We start from the raw sequence: 26647 nt of genomic DNA, 5'->3' as shown, positions 1-26647 counted from the left end.
TTTAACGAGTTTTTGCGTAGCTGACAAACAATTGATTTTTGGAAAAAGGATTCAAAACAGCGGAAGAAATCAGGAAAAGCCCTTGTAAATCTATGCAAAACGGTTGCGCTATACTATTATAAGGATAAGATTATTGCGATTTAGAGAAAATCTAAAGTCGTAGGACAGAGTGGAGGTCGTGACAAATGTGGGCATGGGTGATCGGAGTCATCGTCATCGTATTACTCGTCATGCTATTTAGCATGATCAGTCGAAAAAAATACTACGCGAAAATCGATGAACTTGATATGCGCAAACAAGGCATCGTCAGTGCATCGATTCCAAAGGAGTTGCAGGACTTAAAGCAACTACCGATGGCGGGTGAGACGGAGACGAAGTTCAGCTCCTGGCATCAAGCGTGGGAAGAGTTATTAACGGTCCACGTCGCCCAAATCGATGAGACCCTTTACCGGGCGGAGGAAGCGCTCGATAAATATCGGTTCATCGCCGTCAAGAATGACCTCGAAGTAACGGAACAATTGATTGCGGAACTCGAAGGATTGATCGATGAGATGCTCGTCGAGATGTCGACGTTCAAAACGAATCAATCGGTTCTAGCCGAACTGAAAGCGCAAGGGGAAGCCGATTCAGGGCAAGTTCGGAAATCATTATTGATTCAAGCGAATTCATTTGGTCCGGCGCTTGCGCGTCTGGAAGAACGAAGTGAACAGATCGACGCGCACTGGAATGAGATGTGTCAGTACGAAGCTTCAGGTGAAGTGACGAAGGCGTATGAAACAAGCTTGTTACTCGAGCAAGAAGTAGCAACGACGCGTCAACTCGTCGAACTCGTACCGAAACAATGGAAGATTCTCGCTCATGAATTGCGTCAACGGATTGATCAGCTTGGAGCGGGCTATAAGGAGATGTCGTTAGATGGGTACCCACTTGAACCACTCGGTCTCCAATCCGAGATCAAACGGTTCGAGGAACAACGTCTGAGCCTCTCTGAGAAAATCGAAATGCTAGAAGTCGACGGGTTGGAAGAGGCGATTCAACAGTTATCGGCCGATGTTGATCAAATGTATGATACATTCCGTCGTGAGGTCGATGCGCGTCATCAAGTGAAAAAAGAAAATCAATTCTTGAAACAAAAAGCGCTACGGATGCGTGAACGGATTCATCAATTGGCACAAGAATTCAGCATCTTACGTGAAAAATATGAAATCTCAGCAGATTTAGGGATTCATTATGAGACGATCCAGCGTGACGAAGAGCTACTGTTTGAAGCTGCAAAAGATCTCGATGAGTCGATTGCCGGAAAAATCATTCCGTTCAGTATGCTCGAAGATCAGATGCGCGATGCGATTCGCCTCGAAGAACAGTTGATGATTCAGTACGAACGCTTTACGGTCGAACTCCAGGCACTTCGAAAAGAAGAGACGGAAGTTCGCGAACGAATCGTCGAATGGCGTCATCAGCTGTCGCAGACACGTCTCCGTCTGAAACGACTCGGATTACCGAACTTACCGGCTGAGGTGGAAGAAGCGCTCCGAAATGCGAATCGTTCACTGCAGACGCTTGAAACACGGCTCGAAGAGTTACCGTTTAACGTTCGATCGATCGTCGCACAAAGTCAAGACGTCCAAGAAACGTTTAAACATGTGCAAGAACGGTTAGATACATTAGTGTTCGAAGTCACGTATGCCGAACGGCTCGTCCAGTATGCGAACCGGTACCGTCGCCACGACAACGAGATACATATGTCGCTGACGATCGCGGAAACGAAGTTCTTAGCGGGAGACTATGAACGAACGATTGTCTTAGCGGAACGTGTCCTAAATGAATACGATCCGGCCGCGATCGAACGTATTAAACGGTCGTGTGCACCAGAAGAAACATTGCACGTTTAAATCAGGATCGACAATTCAGGGTGACCGTCATGGTCACCCTATTTTTGTAAAAAGAGGAGTGAGTGGAATGGGAACACTATACGTAAACGGATTGATTCGAACGATGGCACACGAAGAGGATGTCCATTCAGCGATGTTCGTCGAGAAGACGCGGATCATCGCGATGGGAGAGGAAGGAAAGCTACGCCGCCGTTTCGGTAGACGTATTGATCAAATTCACGACTTGAACGGAAAAGCTGTATATCCAGCCTTTACGGATGCGCATATTCATCTGATCGGTTACGGGGAAGCGATCAATCGTGTCGATGCCTCGCGCTATACGACGCTTGAAGCGTTAGGGCAAGCTTTTCTCAAGGCGGAACCAGTCAATGGGATCCATGTGGCAGAAGGCTATGACGAAACGAAGCTTGATCGTGCACCGACGAAAGCATGGCTCAATCAGTTGTTCCCTGATGCACCTGCCTTGTTGAAACGAACAGACCGGCATACAGCACTTGTCAACGATGTCTTGTTCCAACAGCTCGGATATAAAGCGTCGACTGTCATCGAAGGTGGAAAGGTCGGTATATCGGATAATGGTGAAGCTGACGGATTCTTGTACGATGCGGCGCTTGAACCTTTATATGCGTTACAAGCTGGAAACTTGGAGCGGAATAAATCGTCCCTCCGGTCAGCGATTAAGAATTTATACCAATACGGCATCATTGCGGCACACACAGAAGACTTGTCGTATCACGGTGATGTCGCGGACATCTTGCAAGCCTATAAGGAAGTGACGCAAGAGACAGGCTTCCATACGCATTTGCTCGTGCATCATCTTGTCATTGATGAGTTCGTGCAACAACAACCTACTTTACCGTCAACGATGTCAATTGGTGCGATGAAACTGTTCGTCGACGGCGCTCTCGGAGGACGAACAGCTCTTCTCGGTCGTGGTTATTCCGATGATCCGACGACACGTGGTATTGAAGTGCATACGCCAGAACAACTCGAGCAACTCGTCAAACGTGCACGTAGTTACGGGTTCACAGTCGCGGCACACGTCATCGGGGATTTAGCGATCGAGCGGTTCGTACAGGTGCTCGAGAAGTATCCTGCGCCAAAAGGGAAACGAGATCGCATCATTCATGCGACGGTCGTCCGACCAGAAACGCTTGCGCGAATTCGGAAGTTACCGGTCTTGATTGACGTCCAACCGGTCTTTTTACTGGATGACGCCGATTTCATCGTCGATCGACTCGGGTTGAACCGCTTAGACTGGAGTTATCGCTTACGTTCGTTAGCTGAGACCGGCGCATTATTGTGCGGCGGAGCAGATGCGCCGATCTCTGACCCCGATGTCCGACGGTCGCTTTATGCAGCAACTGAAGGAACGGCAGGGCGTGTCAATAAAACGAACGAGACGTTATCGATGTTTGAAGCCTTATTGCTCTTTACGAAAAATCCACATCTCGCGACGGAAACACATGGTCGAAAAGGATTGCTCTTACCTGGCTATGATGCCGACTTCGTCATCTTTGAAGAAGACTTCTATCGCCTGCGTGGGGAAGCGATCTTAAATAACCGTTTGGTCGAGACGGTCCAAGCTGGAAAAACCGTTTATCAGGCGGAAGCCGCGTTAGTGTGATGTTTGCGCATAGTGTGAAATAGCTTCCGAATAGAACGTGGATAGTCCAGGGGCATACGCATCGTAATAGGCACGGAATCGTTCGTCAGACACATACATCTGACCGAGTGAGGCAAAGAGAGATAATGCGCATGGGTAATAGTACGTATCGATGAAGTCATGTTGATCTTTGACGACTTGTTGAACGTCTGGATCCGTAGTCATGCGCCCGTCACGGTAAAGGACCGTCAAGCGCTGATCGAGCTGTTTGTGCATGGTGCTCAGTTGTTCTTTCTCATTCGGAGTACGTTGTTGTTGTCTTTTTGCACTGATTCGATAGGCGTCGGTGTCGCCGTAGTGTTTTTGGACTTCATCTGCATGTTGCTTTTCATGCGTAACGATCTCATCATGCCGTAAACCACGGAATAATTGTTCGTCTTTCATGGGGAGTCCTCCTTTTAACGTGAGTAATGTCTGTTCAGCGAGTTGAGCGAGCATTTGATAATGCGAAGCTTTTTCTTGAAGAAGCGCAATCTGCTTTTTCAGTGTCGTATGATGATTGGAATCAGGTTGCGTGAGTAATCTTCGGATTTCTGACAGTGGAAAATCAAGTGAACGATAGAGCAGGATTTGTTGTAAACGTAAAAGATCTTCCTTGCTGTAACTTCGGTGACCGGCATCGGTACGCTTTGGCACGAGGAGACCGATCGTCTCATAATGATAGAGTGTTCGTTTTGTGACGCCGGTCAGTTTGGCAATTTTCTGAGTGGAATACATCAGTTGTGTACCTCCTTTGATTGGAGTATAAGGGGTGACGTAACGGAAGACGCAATAAAAAAATCTGCCCCGAGGAGGCAGATTTTTTTATTGTCATAAGAACGAGCGTTGAATCTTATGCCAAAATGTATTATTCGTCAGTTTGACGGTTTTCAGTTCTTTTTCAGAAAGTTGGATATCGACTGAATCTGTTCGTGTGAGACTGAGTGCTTCGTTATCCATCCCGATGATCGGATAGTCGTTTCCGTCTTCGATGATGCGTAACGAGAGTTTCCGTCCACGGTTCAGTAGGAAAGCAGAACCGAGTGTCCGGTACCGGTTGTTGTTGACCGAAGCAATTTCGCTGACTTGAAGACAGTGGATCAATGGATCGACGATCGCACCAGAGAGTGACTTATTATAAGCCGTAGAGCCCGTCGGTGTTGAGATGACCATTCCATCCCCGCGGAATGTCTCAAACAGGAAGTCATCGATATAGACTTCGATCGCGAGTGATTTGATGATGCTCGACTTCACGGAACATTCGTTCAGACAGAGCATCGGTGGTCCACCGTTGATGGATGCTTCGAGCAGTGGATAACGACGTACTTCGATTTCACCATCCGAGACACGGTTGCCTGTCTCTTTAAAGATCGCTTCGACCGCCGAAAGATCATTGATATCAAAATCACAGTAGAACGAGTTTGGTCCTTCAGCGAATCCAACATAGATGGCATCATCACGGAAACCTGTGAAGCGTGCCGCTTGCAAGAAAGCCCCATCTCCACCAATCGAGACGATGATGTTTGCTTGTCGGTGATCTTGGACGACGTTCAGTCCATATCGTGTACCGACATCAATCAACTTTCGCACCTGCGTCTCGTGTCTTTGTGTATTTCGGTAGTACAGGTAGACATTATTTCGAGCCATGGTCAATTCCCCCTTGAAAGCGTTTCATGAACTCTTTCATTATACCTGTTTTTTGGAAAGACGGGTACTGAAGTCCATCAATTATGGCAGAATGCTTGCCATCTTCGCAGATCATTCCTATAGTTAAATAGAAAATACAGTATATCCAATCAGGGGAAATGGGGAATTCATATGGCAACTTTTAAAGGAAATCCAATCACACTTCAAGGTACAGCAGTTCAAGTCGGACAAACAGCACCTGACTTTCAAGTGTTAGCTAACGACTTATCACCGGTAACACGTGATACATATCAAGGTGTTCGAATCATCAGCGTTGTCCCATCAATCGATACAGGCGTTTGTGATGCGCAGACACGCAAATTCAATGAAGAAGCAGCAACAATCGAAGGTGTGACGGTCATGACGATCTCAAACGACCTTCCGTTCGCACAACGTCGCTGGTGCGCATCAAGCGGTCTCGATCAAGTCGTGACGTTGTCTGATCACCGCGATCTTTCATTCGGTACACAGTATGGCGTAGCCATCGAAGAATTACGCCTGCTTGCACGTTCTGTTTTCGTTCTTGATTCAAACAACGAGATCACGTACGTTGAATATCTTGAAGAATCAACAGACGAAGTTAATTTTGAAGCAGCACTCGCTGCAGCGCGTGAAGCGAAGTAAGAATGGTTTACAAACGCCGCTGAAGCGTTACAATGGAACTAATGATAGAAACGGCTCCCGCTCTACGGGGGGCCGTTTCGTTTTGGAGAGGATGACGTACATGGAGCCGTTAGAAAAGTTATATAAGGAATTAACACGTCAAACAAAACAAATCGAACGTGATCTTGATATGCCCTATTTAGAAGCGTTGACGACGGTGATTGATCGATTGAACGATCGTCATACTGAAAATGTAGATAAAGAGGTCATTCGGAAGGCAGTGTCGCTTGCTATTTTAGAAGGGATGAAACAAGCGCAACCGAACCATTTGCCGACGCCAGACAGTGTCGCTTTGTTTGCTGGTTATCTAATCGGGAAATTGGTAGGTAAGGAGGACATCCGATTACTTGAGTTGGGGAGTGGGACGGGTGGCATGTTACATGCTGTCTTAAGTCAGCTTTCGACAGGTACAGCCGCTGAGGCGGTCGAGGTAGATGAGACATTGATTCGTTTATCAGCAGCGGTAACGGAATTACTCGACTATCCAGTCACGTATACCCATCAAGATGCGTTACGACCATTATTGTTAGATCCAGTTGATCTTGCGATGGCCGATCTTCCTGTCGGTTATTATCCGGATGAAGAGGCTGCCGCGTCTTACATCTTGAAACGAGACGAAGGCATGAGCTATAGTCATTTCTTGTTGATTGAACAGGCGATGCAATACGTCAAACCAGGTGGATTCGGTGTCTTCGTTATCCCGAACGGTCTGTTCCAGCATGATACGGAAGGGAAGTTGAAACAGTACTTCGAATCAAAAGCGCATGTCATCGGTATTTTGCAGTTGCCGCTCACGATGTTCAAACAAGAACAGGCAGCAAAAAGTTATTTGATCGTCCGTAATCATTTAGCCGGTATGAAGATGCCGAAACAAGCATTGCTTGCTGAGTTGCCATCGTTCACAGATGCCCGCGCCTTTGGTGGTATGGTGAAACAGATTGATGAATGGATTAACACAGAATTAAAATGAATTACGCAAAGTGATTGAAATCTGTCGTTAATTTGACTATTCTAGTTGTAGAACAGAAATAGAAGAAAACCTAAACAGATGTGAATGTTCATTGGATTCAAATGGAAAAGGGGAAAAATCATGGCAAAAATTATGGCGGTAAACGCAGGTAGTTCGTCTTTGAAGTTCCAATTGCTCGAAATGCCGAACGAAACGATGATTGCAGTCGGACTCGTTGAACGCGTTGGTAAAGACGATGCAATCTTTACGATTAAATATGGTGAAGGACAAAAATATACAGATGTCCTCCCACTTGCAACACATAAAGAAGCAGTCGAGTTGTCACTCGAAAAATTGATGGAGTTCGGAATCATCTCGTCTTACGATGAGATTAAAGGTGTTGGACACCGTGTGCTTCATGGTAAAGAAAAATATGCAGACTCTGTATTGATTACAGATGAAGTCATGCACGATATCGAGTCGTACACAGAACTCGGACCACTTCACATTCCACCAAACTTGATCGGAATCCGGGCATTCCAAGCATTGCTTCCGGAAGTACCACAAGTGGCAGTCTTCGATACGGCGTTCCACCAAACGATGCCAGAAGAAAACTTCCTTTACAGCTTGCCGTATGATTACTATACAGAATACGGCATCCGTAAATATGGTTTCCACGGTACGAGCCACAAATACGTTACGGAACGTGCATCTGAATTACTCGGTCGTCCGTTAAAAGACCTCCGTTTGATTTCATGTCACTTAGGTAGCGGAGCATCGATCGCAGCAGTTTCGGGTGGCGAATCAATCGATACGACAATGGGCTTCACACCGCTTGAAGGGATCACAATGGGAACACGTTCTGGTTCACTTGACCCAGCGTTGATTCCATTCTTGATGGAGAAAACAGGGAAAACAGCAGAGGACGTCTTGAACGTCATGAACAAAGAGTCTGGAATCTACGGTCTTTCAGGTCTCTCAAGTGACTTGCGTGATGTCCAGACAGCTGCTAAAGAAGGAAATCATCGTTCAGAGATGGCACTCCGTATCTTTGCTAACCGTATCCATGGTTACATCGGGCAATACGCTGCTGAGATGAATGGTGTCGATGCGATCATCTTCACAGCGGGCGTCGGAGAAAACTCTGATTCAATCCGTGAGCGTGTCTTACGTGGTCTTGAATTCATGGGCGTGTACTGGGATCCATCACTCAACACTGGAGCTCGTGGAGAAGAACTCTTCATTAACTACCCACACTCACCAGTTAAAGTCATCATCATTCCAACGAATGAGGAATTGATGATTGCACGCGACACGGTTCGTGTTGGTGGATTAGTTGCTCAAAACGCATAATCGTTTCAATCAAAAAGACTGAGTCGTTATTCCAACGATTCAGTCTTTTTTTATAAAATCTAAGAAATAGAATATACGAACATACGATCTATTGTTACGGTGTTTGTCATATAACGAAAAATGAATCGTCATCTTTGTAAAAATAAACCCAAAAATGATCGATTTCTAAAAAAAATGAGTCTTTTGTAACATAAAAGTAATAGTACAGACATATTTTTGTGGTCTATATGTAACGGCACTACTTCGTTTTGTCATGTATATTAATCTCAGTTAACAAACACGAAACAATGATGGAGGAGAAAATACATGATGAAACGGATGCTCGCAAGTGTTTTAACGGTCGTGTTAGCACTCAGTTCGTTCGCAGGTCTTCAAGCAGAGGCTGCAACTAAGAAAAGCGTCAAGTCAACAGTCGATAGCCTAGTCATTCGTCAGAAAGCTACTACTTCTTCGAAAAAGCTCGGTCTTCTATATAAGAACCAAACGTTATCGTACAAAGCAAAAACAGGTAACTGGTATAAAGTAAGTTACAAAGGTAAAACAGCTTACCTTAGCGCAAGCTACTCAAAAGTCGTGACGTCAAGCAGTTCGAAAAAACAATCGACAGGTGGTTGGAAAACAATCACGAACGTAAGCGCAACAGCTTACACGCCGTATGATCCAGGTAGTGGTAATCTGACAGCAATCGGTTGGAACATCAAAAGCTCGAAAAAGAAAGTCGTAGCGGTTGATCCACGTGTCATTCCACTTCGTTCGACAGTGAAAGTGTATTACAAAGGGAAATTAAAAGGAACGTATACAGCCGCTGATACTGGCGGTGCCATCAAAGGCAAGAAGCTGGATATCCTTTACTACTCTCGTTCAGAAGCATTCAACTGGGGTCGTCGTACGGTCACAGTAAAATACAAATGATTTTAAACCATCGGACATTGGTTCGATGGTTTTTTTGATTAAGTAGGTCGTCAAAAAAGCCTCGCTTCCTTTGAAATGAAGGAAGCGAGGCTTTTTGGTGAAGAGTGGTTCATAAACGGACGATCAAAACGTCACATTTTGCGTAACGCGTAATGCTTTCAGAGACACTACCGATGAAGAAACGCTCAACAGCGTTTAAACCAGTTGCGCCACAGATGATTAAATCGGCATCGTGATTAGGGGCAAGCTTTTTGGCGATCGTTACTTTCGGTGAGCCGTATTCAATCGCTACTTCGACTTCCTGTACACCGCGATCTTGAGCGGTCTTGACGTATTCGTCTAGCAATTCCTTCGCGTAAGATTCGGCACGCTCCGTGATGGTGCGGTCATATGCTTCTACCGTTGCGAATGTCCGTGTATCAATGACGTGTGCGATGATCAATTTTGCATCATTTCGCAATGAAACATCGATTGCCGTCTCGAAGGCACGTTCTGCCTCTTTTGAGCCATCTACTGCTACAAGTACATTATGATAGACGATTGCCATGATGAATCCATCCCTTCGTAATCGATATGATGAGTACACCCTAATTATACCATTCTCTTACTGGGAGCGGATGAAACATTCAGTGAGTTCTAAAAATTGTCCTTCCTTTCCGTTCCGTCGTAAGATGGAGTCAGTGAAAGGGGGCGATGCCAAGATGAGGCACGCGTTAATTACAGCAGGTACAAAAGGACTGGGAGAACGAGTAACGCGCCAGTTACTGGAAGAAGGTTGGAAAGTGACAGCGTTCCATCGTTCCGAACCCGAATTTACACATCCGAACCTCATGACGATTCAAGCGGATGTGACGAATCAAGAAGAATTGGAACGCGCAACCCAACAAGCAATCAACGAGCAAGGTCGGATTGATGCGTTGATACTTAATGCAGGACCTTATATATTTGAACGAAAAGCGTTAGTAGATTACACCGATCAGGAATGGAATGAAGTGATCACCGGGAATCTGACGGCTAGTTTTTGGCTGTTACGTCAAGTGTTACCCGTCATGCGTAAGCAATCTTATGGTCGAATCATTACGTATGGCTTTCCAGAGAGTGCAACAGCGCCGGGATGGGTATGCCGGGCGGCGTTCGCTGCTGCTAAAAGCGGGATGGTGAGTTTGACGAAGAGTGTAGCGCTTGAAGAAGCGGAACATGGCATCACGGTCAACATGGTCAACCCAGGAAACATCGTCGGAGACAATAAGACGAAACAGATTTCAGAAGCGGAGCATGATGAGGCGACGCCTGTCGGAAGAACGGGTGTCGGAGAAGACATCGCTCGCGCGATCTCCTTCTTGCTGGCAGAAGAATCGAGTATGATCACGGGAGCAATTCTCGATGTAACAGGTGGCGTCAATGTCGTCCATCAATCCCGTAAGTAAGCAAAAACACCTAATCCAAGCGATGGATTAGGTGTTTTTCTTGAGTTAAGATGAAGGAATGGATTGAAGGTGTTTTGGTGTGCGAGTTAACGCAACTGGACCTTCCGCAGTGAGATGAATATCATCCTCGATGCGGACGCCACCGACACCTGGAACATAAATGCCTGGTTCGAGTGTGTAGACGATACCAGCTTCAGCCGTCAGTAGGTTGTTTGACGCGAGAGACGGGAATTCATGAACCTCGATTCCGAGTCCGTGACCGACACGGTGCGTGAAGTACTGCCCGTAACCAGCTTCTGTGATGACGTCACGAGCTGCCTTATCTAACGAACCGAGTGTCGTGCCGATCTGGCTTGCTTCTGTCGCGGCTTCAAGTGCTTGGCGAACCGTTTCATAGATTTTTTTCTGTTCTTCGTTCGCTTCGCCGTAAACGAAGGTCCGTGTAATATCGGAACAGTAGCCTTTCCAAACGACGCCGAGGTCAAATAAGACGAAGTCGCCTTCTTGGATGACACGGTCGCCGGGTACACCGTGCGGATCAGCACTGTTTGCACCAAATAAAACAAGCGTATCAAATGACATCTCGCGGACGCCTTTTTTCTTCATTTCATATTCGATTTCCGCAATGACTTCGATTTCCGTGATCCCCGGGCGGATCGCTTGTTTACCGATTTCGATTGCTTCGTCCGCAAGTTGTGCTGCTTCTTGAAGAATAGCGATTTCGTCCGGTGTTTTTTTCAAGCGCAGTCCTTGTAGCGACGCACCGATATCGAGAATCGCTGCGTTCTCAAGACGTGAACTTAACTCCTGATAGCGGCTGAACGTCATATGTTCCCCTTCGATACCAATCCGGTTATTCGAGTGTTCGAATGTCGCGAATAATTCTGCTAATCGATCAAACGGGTTTTCGTGATCCTCATACGTCACGACGTCTCCTTCCCAAGGACTCGCTGCAACGATACTTGCTTCGAGCGCCGGACAGAATAATACATGTTTGCCGGTTACATCCACGAGGACCGCCATGACACGTTCGTGGGGTTCAGCGTAGACTCCTGAGAAATAAAAGACATTTGCCTTCGAAGTGACGACGGCTAAGTCGATTCCTTGTTCTTTCAAGAATTCACTGATTTGGTTCGTACGTTCGCGCATATATGATTCCACCTCTCTACTCATTTTCTACATAAGTATATCATCGTCCGGTTCGAAAAACATTTATCGTAAATCAGACTAGTACACGTTTTCATCTTTAGAGTAGTACAGTATAATGACAGGAGAGTAGAAAAAAGGAAAAGAAGGGATACAGTATGCCTACGAAACACGAACAGATCATTCGACACATCGAAGATCTTGATGTCGGAACAAAGATTTCCGTCCGACAAATCGCGAAGGATTTGACCGTATCCGAGGGGACGGCTTATCGCGCCATCAAGGAAGCAGAAAATTTAGGGTTCGTCTCGACGATCGAGCGAGTCGGAACGATTCGGATTAAAAAGAAACAAAAAGAAAATATCGAGAAGCTGACATTCGCGGAAGTCGTGAACATCGTCGATGGTCAAGTGCTCGGTGGTCGAAATGGATTACACAAGACGTTGACGAAATTCGTCATTGGCGCAATGAAGCTCGAAGCCATGATGCGCTACATCGATGTCGATAGTCTCGTCATCATCGGAAACCGCGAAAAAGCACATGAGCTCGTGCTTGAAGCAGGGGCTGCTGTATTGATTACCGGTGGCTTCGATACGACAGAAGATGCGAAGCGATTGGCGGATGAGATGGAGTTACCGATCATTTCGACGTCATATGATACGTTCACGGTTGCGACGATGATCAACCGTGCGATTTATGATCGATTGATCAAAAAGGAGATTTTACTCGTCTCGGATATTTTAATTCCGTTGCATGACACGTTCTATTTACAGACGACGGATCCCATTTCACGCTGGCATGAGTTAAATGAGCAGACGAAACACAATCGTTATCCTGTCATCGATGAACAAATGAAGGTCGTCGGTGTCGTGACAGCGAAGGACATCATTGACCGTCCACATGACTGGGCTGTTGAAAAAGTCATGACCCGTCACCCGATCACGGTCGGTATTCGAACGAGTGTCACGAATTCCGCGCATCAGATGGTCTGGGAAGGAATCGAGATGCTACCGGTCATCGACCAATACGGTCGATTGCTCGGGATCATTAGTCGGCAAGACGTCCTCAAGGCACTGCAACTCGCGAATCGTCAACCACAAGTCGGAGAGACGTTCGACGATCTAATCACGGGGCAAATCAAGGCGGCGGAGGACGAACGGGGACCGTACTTATCGCTTGAGGTCTCGCCGCAAATGACGAACTTCATGGGGACTGCTTCGAGTGGGGTGTTGACGACGCTTCTAGTCGAAGGAGCGACGCGAATGTTACGCCATATGAAAAAAGGTGACCTTGTCATTGAAAATGTCAGCATCTACTTCATTAAACCTGTTCAAATCGAGAGCACGGTAACGATCCGGGCGAATGTCTTTGACGTCGGTCGAAAATTCGGGAAAGTCGATGTCGAAATGTATCAAGGGACACAAATTGTTGCGAAGGCACTCGTGACATCCCAACTCATCGATCGTTAAATGAATCAAAAAGAACCGAAGTCAACTGACTTCGGTTCCTCTGAATCTAGCTCAGGATTGCTCCATCTCGCGGACGACATGCGGATAAATCTTTTTGTAACGGATGAATCCGGCGATGAATGAAGCAACACCGACGATGATTAAAATGGAACAAACGATTTTCCCAACGAGTGTCGTTAATCCGTTCCCGGAAACGAACTGGTTGACGGCGAATAGGATGACGAACAAGCTCAACCAAATGCTCGCTTGCGTATTGAACAAGTATTTTCGGTTCGTGCTTTTCGTATGGAACGCGCGGCGTTTTGCTAACAAATACCCACCAAGCGAGAAAACGATGAGGGCGATGAGGATGAATTGCATGTTAAAAGGACCTCCTTTTTGTCTTCATCTAGTATCATATCAAGATTAGAGGAGCTGTGCACAGTGAAAGAGCAAATCAAACAAATGATTGAAGCGGCAGATATGATCATTATTCATCGTCATGAACGGCCAGATCCCGATGCACTCGGTAGTCAATTCGGTTTACAATTAACATTACAACATCAGTTTCCTGAAAAAACAGTTTTGTCAGCAGGTGAGATGGCGGCATCACTGTCATTCATGGGGGAGCTCGATCAAATCGATGACGTGTTGTATAAAAAGGCGTTAGTCGTGATTCTGGATACGGCGAACCAAGCGCGGATCGATGGAAAAGTTGCGATGACAGGAAAAGATGTCATTAAAATCGACCATCATCCGGATGAAGATCCATACGCGCCCGTGCAACTCGTCGATACGACGATGAGTTCGACATCGGAACTGCTCGTTCATTTATTGAATGAATGGGGATATGAGATTCCAGCATTAGCTGCCATTCAATTCTACGCTGGGATCGTCGGTGACACGGGACGTTTCCAATTCCGTGGTACGACGAAACGAACATTTGAAGTCGCAGCGCAATTGATTGATGCAGGAATCGATACGGACTGGTTGTATCGCAATATGTACGAAACAGAACTTGCGGCGCTTCACTTACAAGGATACGTCCTACAACATATTCAATTGACGGATCAAGGTGTCGGTTATGTCGTTTTGACACAAGATACATTGAAGCAGTTTGGGGCGACGGTTGAGCAAGCATCGTTACTCGTCAATAGTTTTGCTGGTTTAAAAGGAATGAAGTGTTGGGCGTTATTCCTTGAAACGGACAAGGAAGTCCGTGTCCGGATTCGTTCGAAGGGTCCTGTCATCAATGAAGTAGCAAAAGAATTCAATGGTGGTGGACATCCGATGGCGTCTGGTGCAACGATTGGACAGTTGAGTGAAGTCGAACGTGTCATCCGTCGTCTGGACGAGGTCGCTGCTAACTTCCAGTTTTAAACGGAAAAAGGCTGCTCGGTCTCACTCCTCTCATAGAGGAAGCGAAGCGAACAGCCTTTTTACGCTTATTGCGTCTTTGTTTCGTCTTGCGGAATGAACCAAACGCCACGATCTGTGTGGTCTTCAATGACATTCAGTTGAAGTTCAGCGACAGATTTGCGAATCTTCTCAGCGATTTCTTCCGTTTCAGTAAAAGCGGTAACACCGAGCTTTAGTTGTTCGACTTTTTCACGTGCGATTTGACTGCGATTCAAAATCATGAGAAACGCTCCTTCCGTACCCGTCATGATATTTCTATACTTATTGTAGCGAATAATAAATCAGATGGCGAGTACTTGAGTCAGTTAGATATGAATGTTCTGAAAACTTTTAAAAACCTCCATCAGAAGAGAAAGGAGAATGGAAGATGCATATAAATGTTCGGACGCAGTTTAGTCCATTGCAAAGTTTAGTTCGAATCGACCCTTATCTTGATGAACTAGTCCGTCGACACATCGGACGAGCGGTCATCTGTGAAACGACATTAACAGGAGTTCCCGCATTCATCGATGCATGTCAACGTCGAAATATGCAGCCGATCGTCGGATGGGAGCAACGAATCGAAGAAGAAGAATTTTGTATCTTATGGTTTGCTTTTTCTTCTGATGGACTGCGTCAACTGTATCGACTAGCCAGTCGACAGGGGGAGACTGAAGTTTCATCACTGATCGCGGTGCTCGTTCCACTGCGTCAAGCATCTGAAGACGCGACGCGTCTACGTCGTTCCTTCGTTCAATGGATGGGACACGTTCAAGGAGCGCGTACATATATGGGAGTAACCTCTAGTCGTTCAACGGTCGAACGAGAGAGTCGCACGCGTTACCGCGAAGTAGCAGCAGCCCTTGGTGTTGAGACTGTACCAGTCGATCCTGTTCGTTATCTTCGTCGAGATGAAGCGCCAGCGTATCAAGCAATACGTGCGATTGGTGAAGCGACGACGTTCCAAGACCAAAAGACAGATCGTCTGATGCATTTAAAGACCCGGGAAGAGTTACTCGAAGACTTTACCGAGCGAGAAATTACGATGGCGGAGCAGTTTGCGACGACATCTGAACGCTTAGAATTACCTTATCAACAACGTCCACTTCCACGTATTGCGGAAGACTCGAATGCGTTGTTACGGAAACGTGCTGAGGAAGGTTTACTGGCACATGGTCATGAAAGTGAAGCGGCACGGGAACGTCTCGCTTATGAACTATCAGTCATCGATAAGACGGGATTTGCCGATTACTTCTTAATCGTTGAAGAACTCGTACGTAGCGCAAAAGCGAAAGGTATCTTCGTTGGACCTGGTCGAGGCTCAGCAGCTGGATCACTTGTCAGTTATGCGCTTGGAATTACGACGGTGGATCCATTGAAATATGGATTACTATTCGAACGATTCTTGAACCCTGAGCGGATTTCGATGCCTGATATCGATATCGATATCGAAGACGAACGACGCGAAGAAGTATTAGAGGATCTCGTGATGCGTTACGGAAAAGATCACGTTGCTCAAATCGGTACATTGTCGACGCTCGGTGCCAAAGCCGCTCTTCGAGACGTCGGACGGACGCTAGAGTTTTCGAAAGATGAGTTAGATGCTGCAGTCAAACAGCTTGGAAAATCAACGACATTACAAGGGATCGAACAAAATAAACAGACATATCGTTGGTTCTCTGGAAGCGAAAAGCGCCGGCAACTGTTGCAATTGGCACAAGCGGTCGAGGGTCTCCCGCGACAACGTTCGGTTCACGCGGCTGGTGTCGTCATTGGATCTGAACTGCTCGTCGAGACGACACCTGTTGAAACGGGACCAAATGAACGGTATGTGACGCAGTTCCTGATGCAGGCGTTGGAGCGTCAAGGATTGTTAAAAATTGACTTGTTAGGATTACGAAATCTCAGTCGTTTGCGTCGGATGGAAGAATTGATTCGTCGCGAACAGCCATCCTTTACGCTCACGCAAATTCCAGAGGAAGATCGTGCAACATTCCAAGTCTTTGCCCGCGCTGAGACGGATGATATCTTCCAATTCGAGTCGACAGGTATGAAACAGACGTTACGCGAAGTCAAACCAAATCGGTTCGAGGATTTGGTAGCAACGATGTCACTCTATCGTCCAGGACCAATGAAATTCATTGATCTGTACGCGAAACGAAAAGCCGGTCAACCTTATCAAATGTTGCATCCCGTTTTAGAAGACGTCCTTTCACCAACGTATGGCATCATCGTCTATCAAGAGCAAGTCATGGAAATCACCCGTCGAGTGGCTGGATTTACACTGGCACAAGCAGATTTATTACGGCGTGCAATTTCTAAGAAAAGTACGGATTCGCTCGAACGGGAACGGGTTCGTTTTCTCGAAGGAGCAAAGTCGAATGGATTCGATGATGCAATCGCACAATCACTCTATGAACAAATCGAGCGATTTGCTGGGTATGGATTCAACCGAAGCCACGCGGTCGCCTATTCAAAAATTAGTTATGCCCTTGGATATATCAAAGCGCATTTTCCGCACATTTTCTTGCTTGTCTCGGTCGAACAACCGGAGCGTCTCGTCCGATTGATGCGTGAACGACGTCTTCCTGTCCTATCGCCGGATGTCTGGATTTCGGATTACCGTTCTTCGTTAGAGGGCAAAGGAATTCGTCTCGGTATCCATGTGATTAAAGGTATTTCTGAGCGAGAATTCGAGCGTGTAAAGGACGCGTCGAAGCATACGGCGACGATTGCTGATCTATTGACCCACGTCGGATGGGGCAAGAAGGAGCGCGCAAAAATCGAATTGTTACTCTACAGTGGTGCGCTAGATCGAGCGACACACGGCGATCGCGGACTCGCTGAACAAGAAGTACTCGAATATTTCACTGAGTCGTCGAATACATTACTTCCAGACGAGTTGGCAATTCTCGGGAAACGCCGGACACAGAAGTCCTCGAAACGAAGTGATTCCGACTGGGCACGATTAGAACGGGAAGCGCTTGGGTTCTGGTTGACGTATTCGCCGTTGACGACAGCAATGAAAGCTCCGGTTGAATCTGCTTATTTCCATGATCTTGGCGTCGGCTCGGAAACACATTATTTAGTCTGTTATATTGATCAGATTCGAGAGTTCAAGACGAAACGTGGTCAAACGATGGCAGTTATTCAGGCAGTCGACGGGTATTCGAATGAAGAGGTCGTCGTCTTCCCGAATCAATATGAACGATTCCGTCGATCGCTTTATTTAGGGAACGTCTTACTGATTGAACTAAAGGTGCAAGATCGCGAAGGGGAGCGTCAGTTCATTTTGGAACGTCTCCGTCCACTTGGACAAGATGTGCTGTTCGTCAAGTTAACATCAAAAAATGAGTTGGCCGCACTCGAACAGTTGCTAGAAGCAGCACCAGGCGATATTCCAGTCGTCGTTCGCTACGCGGATTCACGCGAGACGAAATCGTTACCGCCGCTTTATGCAGTGCAGCATGATGAGGAATTACTAGCTCGGCTACGTATTCGGTTTGGCGAGGATCATGTCGTCCTGAAAAATGTCCCCCGCTCAAACTAGTACTAGGTAATAAGATTTGTTATAATAAGGGGTAATTGGTCTGACCAATGCCACCAATTAAAGCAACCGACTGAAGGGTCAGAAAGGTGGTGCCGTATCGATATGGAGAAGAAACGAAATGCGTTTGAAGCCAATATCGCAGCGATTAAATTGATGATCGAACAAGATGGATTAGTTCCAGGAGACCGTATTCCATCAGAACGGGAACTGGCAGAACGACTATCCATCAGTCGACCGTCCGTACGAGAAGCATTACGGACGCTCGCTTATTTAGGGATCGTCGAGACACGACATGGAGGCGGAAGCTTTCTATTGAATCGTGACGATCATACCTATATTCAAATCATCGCTCAATTCTTAGTGACTGGCGATTCGAAGTTCGAAGACTTGGCAGGAACGCTTCGCTTGCTTGAGCAAGCAGCGCTCGCGCAGCTGGATGACCTTTCGGTGCTTGCACCAGTCGTTTCATCCGATGTTGCGTTTCGTGAAACGTTGATTCAGACAGTCGATAACGATTTGTTTGAACGAATCTGGCGACAAGTCAATGCCTTCCATAAAAGCTTCGGTCAAGGGGAACTCTATACGCAGGCGGAACGGGAACAACTCTTGAACCGCCCCTAGGATGACAAGGGGGAACTGAACGTGCAAGCATTTTTTCGAAAACCTAAAAAGTTCGTCACGCTGACTTCGAAGGAGCAGCGTGTCGATGTGCCAGTTGGCCTAATGACGAAATGTCCGAAATGTAAATTAATCCAATATACGAAACAACTGGAGGCGAACTTACGTGTCTGTTCATGTGGGTATCATCATCCGTTGACCGCGCAAGAACGTTTTACGCAATTATTCGATGAAGGTTCGGTGACGTATTTCGACTTACCGGCAGTTCAAGCGGATCCTCTCGGATTTCAAGATTACCCGGAAAAATTAAAGGGCGACCAAGTCAGAACGGGTCTTGAGGAAGCGATCGTCTGTGGCGTCGGGAATGTGAATGGTCACCCACTCGTCGCTTGTGTCATGGATGCACGATTCCGGATGGGCTCGATGGGGGCAGCGGTTGGTGCTGCGATTTCTGAAGCGGTTCGTTACGCAACGAAACATCGTCTACCTGTCACGATTTTCTCCGCTTCAGGTGGAGCACGGATGCAAGAGGGAATGGTTAGTCTCATGCAGATGGCGAAATCGAGTCTCTTCTTAAAACAGCATTCAGATGCTGGATTACTTTATATTTCTTGTATGACTCATCCGACGACCGGCGGTGTATCAGCAAGTTTTGCGATGCTCGGTGACTTCAACATCGCTGAACCGGGGGCGTTGATCGGGTTTGCAGGTCGACGGATCATCGAACAGACGATACGTGAAAAACTACCGGAAGATTTCCAAACAGCAGAATTCTTATTACAAGCAGGTCAACTGGACGATGTCGTATCACGACATGATCTGAAAACGTACTATACGCGAATCTTAAAGCTACATGCGGAGGGAACGAACCATGCAACCATTTGACCAACCAGTCATCGCGTTACGCGAAAAAATTCTTGAGCTCCATGATATGGCGGAAACACAAGGATTAGACTTCAAGGAAGAACTCCAACTTCTTGAAGAACGCCTTCATCGATTAGAACTCGATATTTACGGGAATATGAAAGCGTGGAATCGTGTTCAATTGGCACGTCATCCAGAACGTCCAACGACACTCGATTACATTGAATCCATTTGTGAAGATTTCATCGAGCTGCATGGCGATCGTCATGGGTATGATGATGCGGCAATCGTTGGTGGAATTGGAACATTGAATGGTCGTCCGGTGACGATCATCGGTCATCAACGCGGAAAAGATACAAAAGAAAACATTCGTCGTAATTTTGGGATGCCACATCCGGAAGGGTACCGAAAAGCACTACGTCTCATGCAACAAGCGGAGAAATTCAACCGACCAATCATCACGTTCATCGACACGAAAGGGGCTTATCCAGGACGTGCGGCAGAAGAACGTGGTCAGAGTGAGGCCATCGCGAAAAATCTGTTTGAGATGGCTGGCATGACAGTTCCAATCATCTCAATCGTCATCGGTGAAGGTGGATCAGGTGGTGCTTTAGGAATCGGAGTGTGTGACCAACTCTTGATGCTCGAGAATTCAACGTATTCCGTTATCTCTCCTGAAGGTGCTGCAGCATTGTTATGGAAAGATGCAAGTCTTGCGGAGAAAGCGGCAGAATCGATGAAGATCACAGCACCTGATTTATTACGACTCGGGATCGCAGATGCCATCATTCCAGAAGTCGTCGGAGGCGCACATCTCGATGTGTCATTACAGGCGGATAAATTAAAAACTGTATTGGTACAGAAACTCGAATCATTGGTTCATTTGACCAAGGAAGAGCTTATCGATCAGCGGACCGAAAAATATCACCAAATTGGCACATAAGCACCATGTAATCGCTATCATGATTGATATTCCTCATTTCCGGAATCGGTGATGAAAAACCAAGTGAAAGTTTATGCAATCTGCCCTGTTGTAAAACAAGAAAACAACGTGCTATTTTAGATTCAGATTAATGGAGAGGTGATTAACGTGAGTTTAAAACGGATTGCTGTCTTAACGAGTGGCGGCGATGCACCAGGTATGAATGCCGCGGTGCGTGCTGTCACGCGTAAAGCGATTTTTCATGGCTTAGAAGTATTTGGTGTCTATAACGGCTATCAAGGATTAATCAACGGGGACATCGTCCAGTTGAACCTTGGATCAGTTGGTGACATTATTCAACGAGGCGGAACGTTCCTACGTTCAGCACGTTGCCCTGAGTTCCGCACAGAAGAAGGACGAGCAAAAGCGGTCGTCAATCTTAAGAAATTTGAAATTGATGCACTCGTCGTCGTAGGCGGAGACGGGTCGTATCGTGGTGCCCAAAAATTGACAGGACTTGGCTTCCCGACAATTGGACTTCCAGGTACGATTGATAACGATATCCCTGGAACAGACTATACGATCGGCTTTGATACAGCGCTCAACACGGCGCTTGAAGCGATCGATAAAATCCGTGATACGGCATCGTCGCATGAGCGGACGTATGTCATTGAAGTCATGGGGCGCGATGCAGGTGATATCGCATTATATGCAGGACTTGCTGGTGGAGCAGAATCGATTCTTGTTCCCGAGCGTCCTGAAGATTTAAAAGAAGTCCTTGATCGCATTCAAAGTGGTGTCAATCGCGGTAAAAAACACTCGATCGTCATCGTCGCTGAAGGGGCAGGTCGTGCTCAGGACGTGGGAGACGCGATCGCAAAAGAAACAGGTCTTGATACACGCGTCACGGTTCTTGGTCACGTTCAACGTGGTGGAGCACCAACGGCAGCGGACCGTGTACTTGCAAGTCGGATGGGTGCACATGCTATCGAAATCCTACTTCAAGGAAAGCAAGGACGTGTCGTAGGTGTACGTGGTGGTAAGATGATCGATCTCGATATCGATGAGGCACTCGACGAAAATAAACACGAGCTGGATCTTGATATTCTCGAGCTTTCAAAACAGCTTTCGATTTAACGAACGTCGATAGGATTGGAATGGACAAGAGAACTTGGCCAAACACCGTAGGAGGTTTATGGAATATGCGTAGAACTAAAATTGTATGTACGATTGGACCGGCGTCAGAAAAACGTCTTCCAGAAATGATCGAAGCAGGTATGAACGTCGCTCGTTTGAACTTCTCACACGGCGATTATGAAGAGCACGGTGCACGAATCACGGATATCCGTCGTGCAGCAGAAGAAGCAAACAAAATCGTTACGATTCTTCTCGATACGAAAGGTCCGGAAATCCGTACACATTCGTTTGAAGAAGGAAAAGCGCTTCTCGAACGTGGACAAGAAGTCATCATCGTCAGTGGTGATGCAAACGAAATCGTCGGAACGAAAGATAAATTTTCTGTCACATACGAAGGACTTTACGATGATGTTGAAGTCGGTTCGATGATCATGCTTGATGACGGTCTCATCGGTCTTCGTGTCACTGAAAAACTTCCGAACCGTGAGCTTCGTTGTTCAATCGAAAACGAAGGCGTCATCAAAACGAAAAAAGGCGTTAACTTGCCAAACGTGAAGGTTAACCTTCCTGCTTTGACAGAAAAAGATATCGCTGATATCGAGTTCGGTATCAAGAGCGATATCGATTTGATCGCGGCATCTTTCGTACGCCGTGCGTCAGACGTCGTTGCGATTCGTCAATTGCTTGAGAAAAACAACGCGAGCCACATCAAGATCTTCCCGAAAATCGAGAACCAAGAAGGTGTCGATAACATCGAAGAAATCCTTGCGATTTCAGACGGTTTAATGGTAGCGCGTGGTGACCTCGGTATCGAGATCCCAACGGAAGAAGTTACGCCAACTCAAAAAGACTTGATCAAGCTTTGTAACGACTTTGGTAAACCAGTCATTACAGCAACACAAATGCTCGACTCGATGCAACGTTTCCCACGTCCAACACGTGCTGAAGCATCAGACGTCGCGAACGCGATTCTTGATGGTACGGATGCAATCATGCTTTCAGGTGAGACAGCAGCAGGGGACTACCCAATCGAATCTGTCCAAATGATGCACTCAATCGCAAAACGTACAGAAAAAATGCTCGACTACAAGCTCTTATTGAAAGATCGTCAGACACGTAGTGAGCACACAGTAACGGATGCGATCGCTCAAGCGGTTACGCACACTGCGATCAACTTGGACGCAAAAGCAATCTTGACACCGACACAATCGGGTTACACGGCTGCACGTATCTCGAAATACCGTCCGGAGCCGAACATCGTTGCGGTTACACCAAGCGCACGTGTCGCACGTCAGTTGAACATCGTATGGGGCGTGTACCCAATCGTCGTTGATCATCTTTCAGACAACACGGATGACATGTTGACACTTGCTGCGGACACAGCAAAAGACGCTGGTTTCGTCACAGATGGTGATCTCGTCGTCATCTCAGCAGGTATCCCTGCTTTGACTGCTGGTACAACGAACATGTTGAAAATCCACATCGTCGGTAAAGAGATCGCAAACGGTCGTGGGATCGGTGAACGTGGAGTCGTTGGCGAAGTCGTCATCGCAAACAACGCTGAGGAAGCAAACTCTAAAGCGAAGCCAGGCATGATTCTCGTTACGAACTCAACAGATCGTGACATGATGCCTGCAATCGAGATGGCTGTAGCGATGATCACAGTTGATGGCGGATTGACAAGCCACGCTGGAATCGTTGGACCATCACTCGGTAAACCGGTTATCGTTGGTGTCGAAGATGCATTGACAGTCTTCAAAGACGGTCAAATGATCTCAATCGATCCATTGACAGGTAAACTGTATAACGCATAAACCATTCATGACGGACGTGACTTAGGTCATGTCCGTCTTTTTTTGTACGAGGAGGACGTATGGAAGCTTATCTTTTTTTGATTGCCCTCGTCTTCATCGGGGTCATCGCACAAAATAAATCATTGATCATCGCTGCAGCCTTCCTATTGATCATCAAGGCAATCGGGCTGGATGGTAGACTGTTTCCTTCCTTACAGGCAAAAGGAATCACGTGGGGCGTCACATTGATCACAGCAGCAATTCTTGTACCGATTGCAACAGGGGATATAGGCTTTAAGGAGTTGCTCCAAAGCATTCGGGGACATATCGGCATCATCTCATTTTTATCAGGAATTTTTGTTGCAATCGTCGCAGCACACGGTGTTGGACTGATGAAAGAAGATCCACTCGTGACGACAGCCTTGCTAGCTGGAACGATTCTCGCCGTCGGGCTCTTCCGGGGAGTACCTGTTGGTCCGCTGATTGGTGCTGGAATCGCGGCGCTCGTCATCGGAATGTGGGATGTCATCGCAAAAGCGTTCACAGGATGAGCCGAATCAGCAAAGTAACTGAATTAATTTTTTGATAATAGTATGCAAGTTCATTCACTTTTTGGGTAATTTTGTTTATACTAAGAACAGAAACAAGATGGTCTATTCAAGAGTACAGCGCTACAAGCATGGGGAACGACTCTTGAGTGGACGTCTTTTTTTCAATACGGAAATGAAAGCGTTTTAAATTTCTGGGGAAAAAAAGGGGGATTATTGTCATGACGCAAACTAAAGGTTTAGAAGGAATCGTCGCGACTTCATCGAAAATCAGTTCGATTATCGATGGTCAATTGACGTATGGCGGTTATACGATTGATGATTTGGCGGAGCACGCCTCATTTGAGGAAGTCGTCTTCTTATTGTGGAACGACCGTCTACCAAAAGAAGAGGAATTGAAGCAACTATCGGAAGCACTCATTTCCGAAGCAACGGTTGCGACTGCCGTTCTTGAAACGATGAAGGCAGCACCGAAGTCGGCGAATGCGATGGCGACGATTCGAACAGCGCTCTCTCAACTCGCGCTTTACGATGAGACATCAGAAGATATGTCGACTGAGGCGAATTACGCTAAAGCCATCAAATTACAGGCACAAATCGCAACACTCGTCACAGCTTACGCCCGTATCAAAAAAGGACAAGAGCCGATTGCACCTAAAGCAGGTCTATCATACGCAGGAAACTTCTTGTTCATGTTGACGGGTGAGGAGCCAACGGAAGTTGCAGAAAAAGCCTTCAACCAAGCGCTCGTTCTTCACGCTGATCACGAGTTGAACGCTTCGACGTTCACGGCACGCGTTTGTGTCGCGACACTCTCTGACGTCTACTCAGGTGTGACGGCAGCGATGGGCGCGTTAAAAGGACCACTTCACGGTGGCGCGAACGAAGCCGTCATGAAGATGTTGTTAGAAATTGATTCGGTTGAAAAGGTTGACGAGTATGTTCATAATAAACTTGAGAACAAGCAAAAAATCATGGGCTTCGGTCACCGTGTCTACAAGGACGGCGACCCACGTGCGAAGCATCTTCAAGAAATGAGCCGTCAGCTGACTGCTCAAATCGGGGAGCCGAAATGGTATGAGATGTCAGTTAAGATCGACGAAATCGTCCAATCGGAAAAAGGATTGAAACCAAATGTTGATTTCTATTCCGCTTCTACGTACCATGCACTTGGACTTGATACAGAACTATTCACTCCAATCTTTGCAGTAAGTCGGATGTCAGGTTGGTTGGCGCACATTTTAGAGCAGTATAGCGATAACCGTCTGATTCGCCCGCGTGCAGACTACACGGGTGAAACGCACCGGACATACGTGTCCATCGAAGAACGTTAAAAGGACGGGGAGGAGCAATCCTCTCCTGATTTTTGATGTAGATTACAATTACTTAAGGGGGATTTTTAGACATGGCTACACTTCAAGGCGAAAACATCACAGTAACTAACGGTACACTTCAAGTTCCAAACGCTCCAATCATTCCGTTCATCATTGGTGACGGAACAGGACCTGACATCTGGAACGCAGCTGTACGTGTGTTTGATGCAGCAGTTGAAAAAGCATACAACGGTGAGAAGAAAATCGAATGGAAAGAAGTCTACGCTGGTGAAAAAGCATTCAACAAAACAGGCAACTGGTTACCAGAAGAGACACTCGATCTCATCCGTGAGCACATCATCGCAATCAAAGGACCACTTACGACACCAGTCGGCGGCGGAATCCGTTCGTTGAACGTTGCTCTACGTCAAGAGCTTGATTTGTACACATGTCTTCGTCCAGTTCGTTACTTCACAGGTGTTCCTTCACCGGTTAAACGCCCAGAAGATACAGACATGGTCATCTTCCGTGAAAATACTGAAGACATCTACGCAGGAATTGAATACGCAGAAGGCAGCGAAGGCGCTGCAAAACTGCTTGAGTTCCTTCAAAACGAAATGGGTGTCAATAAAATCCGCTTCCCTGAGACATCTGGTCTTGGAATCAAACCGATTTCAAAAGAGGGAACAGAACGCCTTGTTCGTGCAGCAATCGAATACGCACTTGAAAACAAACGTGCTTCATTGACGCTCGTTCATAAAGGAAACATCATGAAGTTCACTGAGGGTGCTTTCAAAAACTGGGGCTATGAACTTGCTGAGCGTGAATACGCAGAGCACGTCTTCACTTGGAACCAGTACGATCGCATCAAGGAAGAAGAAGGAACAGATGCTGCCAACAAAGCACAAGCAGACGCAGAAGCTGCTGGTAAGTTGATCGTAAAAGATTCAATCGCTGATATCTTCTTACAACAAATCTTGACTCGTCCAAAAGAGTTTGATGTCGTTGCAACAATGAACTTGAACGGTGACTACATTTCGGATGCACTTGCTGCACAAGTCGGTGGTATCGGAATCGCACCTGGAGCAAACATCAACTACATGACAGGTCACGCAATCTTTGAAGCAACTCACGGTACAGCACCGAAATACGCTGGACTTGATAAAGTAAACCCATCATCTGTCATCTTGTCAGGCGAAATGATGTTCCGTCACCTCGGCTGGAACGAAGCGGCAGATCTCATCATCAAATCGATGGAAACATCGATTGAAACGAAAGTCGTCACATACGACTTCGCGCGTCTCATGGACGGTGCGACTGAAGTGAAGTGTTCTGAATTCGCGGACGAACTCATCAAAAACATGTAATCCGATCAGGAGGAAT

Annotated in this window: 24 protein-coding genes; 18 read left to right on the top strand and 6 right to left on the bottom strand. The window is 46.7% G+C overall.

Annotated elements, in window-relative coordinates; translation table 11 throughout:
- The first annotated feature begins 185 nt into the window (after positions 1 to 185).
- Entirely contained in the window at positions 186 to 1892 is a 1707-nt protein-coding gene (gene ezrA / locus ESP131_RS14480) for a septation ring formation regulator EzrA (RefSeq protein WP_047393521.1), read from the top strand.
- Between the two features lie 67 nt (positions 1893 to 1959).
- Positions 1960 to 3519: an amidohydrolase gene (locus tag ESP131_RS14475; RefSeq protein ID WP_029342348.1), complete on the top strand. Its 1560-nt coding sequence runs from the start codon at positions 1960 to 1962 to the stop codon at positions 3517 to 3519.
- Here the strand turns inward: ESP131_RS14475 and ESP131_RS14470 are convergent.
- Both ESP131_RS14470 and ESP131_RS14465 read right to left on the bottom strand, forming a co-directional pair.
- Complete coding sequence (locus ESP131_RS14470; RefSeq protein ID WP_047393524.1) at positions 3511 to 4275, bottom strand: MerR family transcriptional regulator; 765 nt, start codon at positions 4273 to 4275, stop codon at positions 3511 to 3513. The genes ESP131_RS14475 and ESP131_RS14470 overlap by 9 nt on opposite strands.
- 93 nt (positions 4276 to 4368) lie before the next feature.
- Positions 4369 to 5184 carry an NAD kinase gene (locus ESP131_RS14465; protein ID WP_023469054.1) on the bottom strand — a complete coding sequence of 272 codons (816 nt, stop codon included), beginning with the start codon at positions 5182 to 5184 and terminating at the stop codon, positions 4369 to 4371.
- A 165-nt stretch (positions 5185 to 5349) separates the two neighbouring features.
- Between ESP131_RS14465 and tpx the strand changes: the two genes are divergently transcribed.
- The 4 genes from tpx (at position 5350) to ESP131_RS14445 (ending at position 9100) form a co-directional block, all read left to right on the top strand.
- Complete coding sequence (tpx, locus tag ESP131_RS14460) at positions 5350 to 5847, top strand: thiol peroxidase (RefSeq protein WP_148662037.1); 498 nt, start codon at positions 5350 to 5352, stop codon at positions 5845 to 5847.
- Positions 5848 to 5947: 100 nt separating this feature from the next.
- On the top strand, positions 5948 to 6856 hold the full coding sequence (locus tag ESP131_RS14455) for a class I SAM-dependent methyltransferase (protein WP_047393526.1): 909 nt from the start codon (positions 5948 to 5950) through the stop codon (positions 6854 to 6856).
- 120 nt (positions 6857 to 6976) lie between these two features.
- The gene (locus tag ESP131_RS14450; RefSeq protein WP_047393528.1) at positions 6977 to 8188 is read left to right on the top strand and encodes an acetate kinase; all 1212 of its coding nucleotides are present in this window, start codon (positions 6977 to 6979) and stop codon (positions 8186 to 8188) included.
- Positions 8189 to 8494: 306 nt separating this feature from the next.
- Positions 8495 to 9100: a 3D domain-containing protein gene (locus ESP131_RS14445; RefSeq protein ID WP_029342343.1), complete on the top strand. Its 606-nt coding sequence runs from the start codon at positions 8495 to 8497 to the stop codon at positions 9098 to 9100.
- A 109-nt stretch (positions 9101 to 9209) separates the two neighbouring features.
- On the opposite strand, the gene ESP131_RS14440 is transcribed toward ESP131_RS14445, so the two are convergent.
- Positions 9210 to 9647 (bottom strand): universal stress protein, encoded by a 438-nt coding sequence (locus ESP131_RS14440; protein ID WP_029342342.1) that lies wholly within the window; start codon positions 9645 to 9647, stop codon positions 9210 to 9212.
- 154 nt (positions 9648 to 9801) lie between these two features.
- On the opposite strand from ESP131_RS14440, the gene ESP131_RS14435 reads away from it, so the two are divergent.
- Positions 9802 to 10527 (top strand): SDR family oxidoreductase, encoded by a 726-nt coding sequence (locus ESP131_RS14435; protein ID WP_029342341.1) that lies wholly within the window; start codon positions 9802 to 9804, stop codon positions 10525 to 10527.
- 45 nt (positions 10528 to 10572) lie between these two features.
- On the opposite strand, the gene ESP131_RS14430 is transcribed toward ESP131_RS14435, so the two are convergent.
- Entirely contained in the window at positions 10573 to 11676 is a 1104-nt protein-coding gene (locus tag ESP131_RS14430) for a M24 family metallopeptidase (protein ID WP_069940882.1), read from the bottom strand.
- 155 nt (positions 11677 to 11831) lie between these two features.
- Here ESP131_RS14430 and ESP131_RS14425 point away from each other — a divergent pair, with 155 nt between their 5' ends.
- The gene (locus ESP131_RS14425) at positions 11832 to 13142 is read left to right on the top strand and encodes a DRTGG domain-containing protein (RefSeq protein WP_023469046.1); all 1311 of its coding nucleotides are present in this window, start codon (positions 11832 to 11834) and stop codon (positions 13140 to 13142) included.
- 51 nt (positions 13143 to 13193) lie between these two features.
- Here ESP131_RS14425 and ESP131_RS14420 read toward each other — a convergent pair whose 3' ends face one another.
- The gene (locus ESP131_RS14420) at positions 13194 to 13502 is read right to left on the bottom strand and encodes a YtpI family protein (protein ID WP_069940881.1); all 309 of its coding nucleotides are present in this window, start codon (positions 13500 to 13502) and stop codon (positions 13194 to 13196) included.
- 63 nt (positions 13503 to 13565) lie between these two features.
- Here ESP131_RS14420 and ESP131_RS14415 point away from each other — a divergent pair, with 63 nt between their 5' ends.
- Positions 13566 to 14501 carry a DHH family phosphoesterase gene (locus tag ESP131_RS14415; protein WP_069940880.1) on the top strand — a complete coding sequence of 312 codons (936 nt, stop codon included), beginning with the start codon at positions 13566 to 13568 and terminating at the stop codon, positions 14499 to 14501.
- Between the two features lie 65 nt (positions 14502 to 14566).
- Here ESP131_RS14415 and ESP131_RS14410 read toward each other — a convergent pair whose 3' ends face one another.
- Positions 14567 to 14761 (bottom strand): YtzJ family protein, encoded by a 195-nt coding sequence (locus ESP131_RS14410; protein ID WP_023469043.1) that lies wholly within the window; start codon positions 14759 to 14761, stop codon positions 14567 to 14569.
- 146 nt (positions 14762 to 14907) lie between these two features.
- Here ESP131_RS14410 and dnaE point away from each other — a divergent pair, with 146 nt between their 5' ends.
- The 9 genes from dnaE to icd all read left to right on the top strand — a co-directional run bounded on the left by dnaE (position 14908) and on the right by icd (position 26631).
- On the top strand, positions 14908 to 18069 hold the full coding sequence (gene dnaE / locus ESP131_RS14405; RefSeq protein ID WP_069940879.1) for a DNA polymerase III subunit alpha: 3162 nt from the start codon (positions 14908 to 14910) through the stop codon (positions 18067 to 18069).
- Positions 18070 to 18171: 102 nt separating this feature from the next.
- Complete coding sequence (locus ESP131_RS14400) at positions 18172 to 18690, top strand: FadR/GntR family transcriptional regulator (protein WP_029342337.1); 519 nt, start codon at positions 18172 to 18174, stop codon at positions 18688 to 18690.
- 21 nt (positions 18691 to 18711) lie between these two features.
- Positions 18712 to 19572, top strand: a complete 861-nt coding sequence (gene accD, locus ESP131_RS14395; RefSeq protein ID WP_023469040.1) for an acetyl-CoA carboxylase, carboxyltransferase subunit beta — start codon at positions 18712 to 18714, stop codon at positions 19570 to 19572.
- Entirely contained in the window at positions 19559 to 20494 is a 936-nt protein-coding gene (gene accA / locus ESP131_RS14390; protein WP_023469039.1) for an acetyl-CoA carboxylase carboxyl transferase subunit alpha, read from the top strand. Before accD ends, accA begins: the two co-directional genes overlap by 14 nt.
- Positions 20495 to 20641: 147 nt before the next feature.
- Entirely contained in the window at positions 20642 to 21610 is a 969-nt protein-coding gene (pfkA, locus tag ESP131_RS14385) for a 6-phosphofructokinase (RefSeq protein WP_029342336.1), read from the top strand.
- A gap of 65 nt (positions 21611 to 21675) precedes the next feature.
- A complete protein-coding gene (gene pyk / locus ESP131_RS14380; RefSeq protein WP_047393542.1) occupies positions 21676 to 23424 on the top strand; it encodes a pyruvate kinase in 1749 nt (582 codons plus the stop codon).
- Positions 23425 to 23483: 59 nt separating this feature from the next.
- Entirely contained in the window at positions 23484 to 23954 is a 471-nt protein-coding gene (locus tag ESP131_RS14375) for a DUF441 domain-containing protein (protein ID WP_047393544.1), read from the top strand.
- A 218-nt stretch (positions 23955 to 24172) separates the two neighbouring features.
- Positions 24173 to 25285 (top strand): citrate synthase, encoded by a 1113-nt coding sequence (gene citZ / locus ESP131_RS14370; RefSeq protein WP_047393546.1) that lies wholly within the window; start codon positions 24173 to 24175, stop codon positions 25283 to 25285.
- A 71-nt stretch (positions 25286 to 25356) separates the two neighbouring features.
- Positions 25357 to 26631 (top strand): NADP-dependent isocitrate dehydrogenase, encoded by a 1275-nt coding sequence (icd, locus tag ESP131_RS14365; RefSeq protein WP_029342333.1) that lies wholly within the window; start codon positions 25357 to 25359, stop codon positions 26629 to 26631.
- Positions 26632 to 26647 lie beyond the last annotated feature (16 nt).

Source organism: Exiguobacterium sp. U13-1 (genome assembly GCF_001750115.1).
Lineage (GTDB): Bacteria > Bacillota > Bacilli > Exiguobacteriales > Exiguobacteriaceae > Exiguobacterium_A > Exiguobacterium_A acetylicum.
The sequence above is the reverse complement of the archived record's forward strand: the minus strand, read 5'-3'. Positions and strand labels throughout refer to the sequence as shown.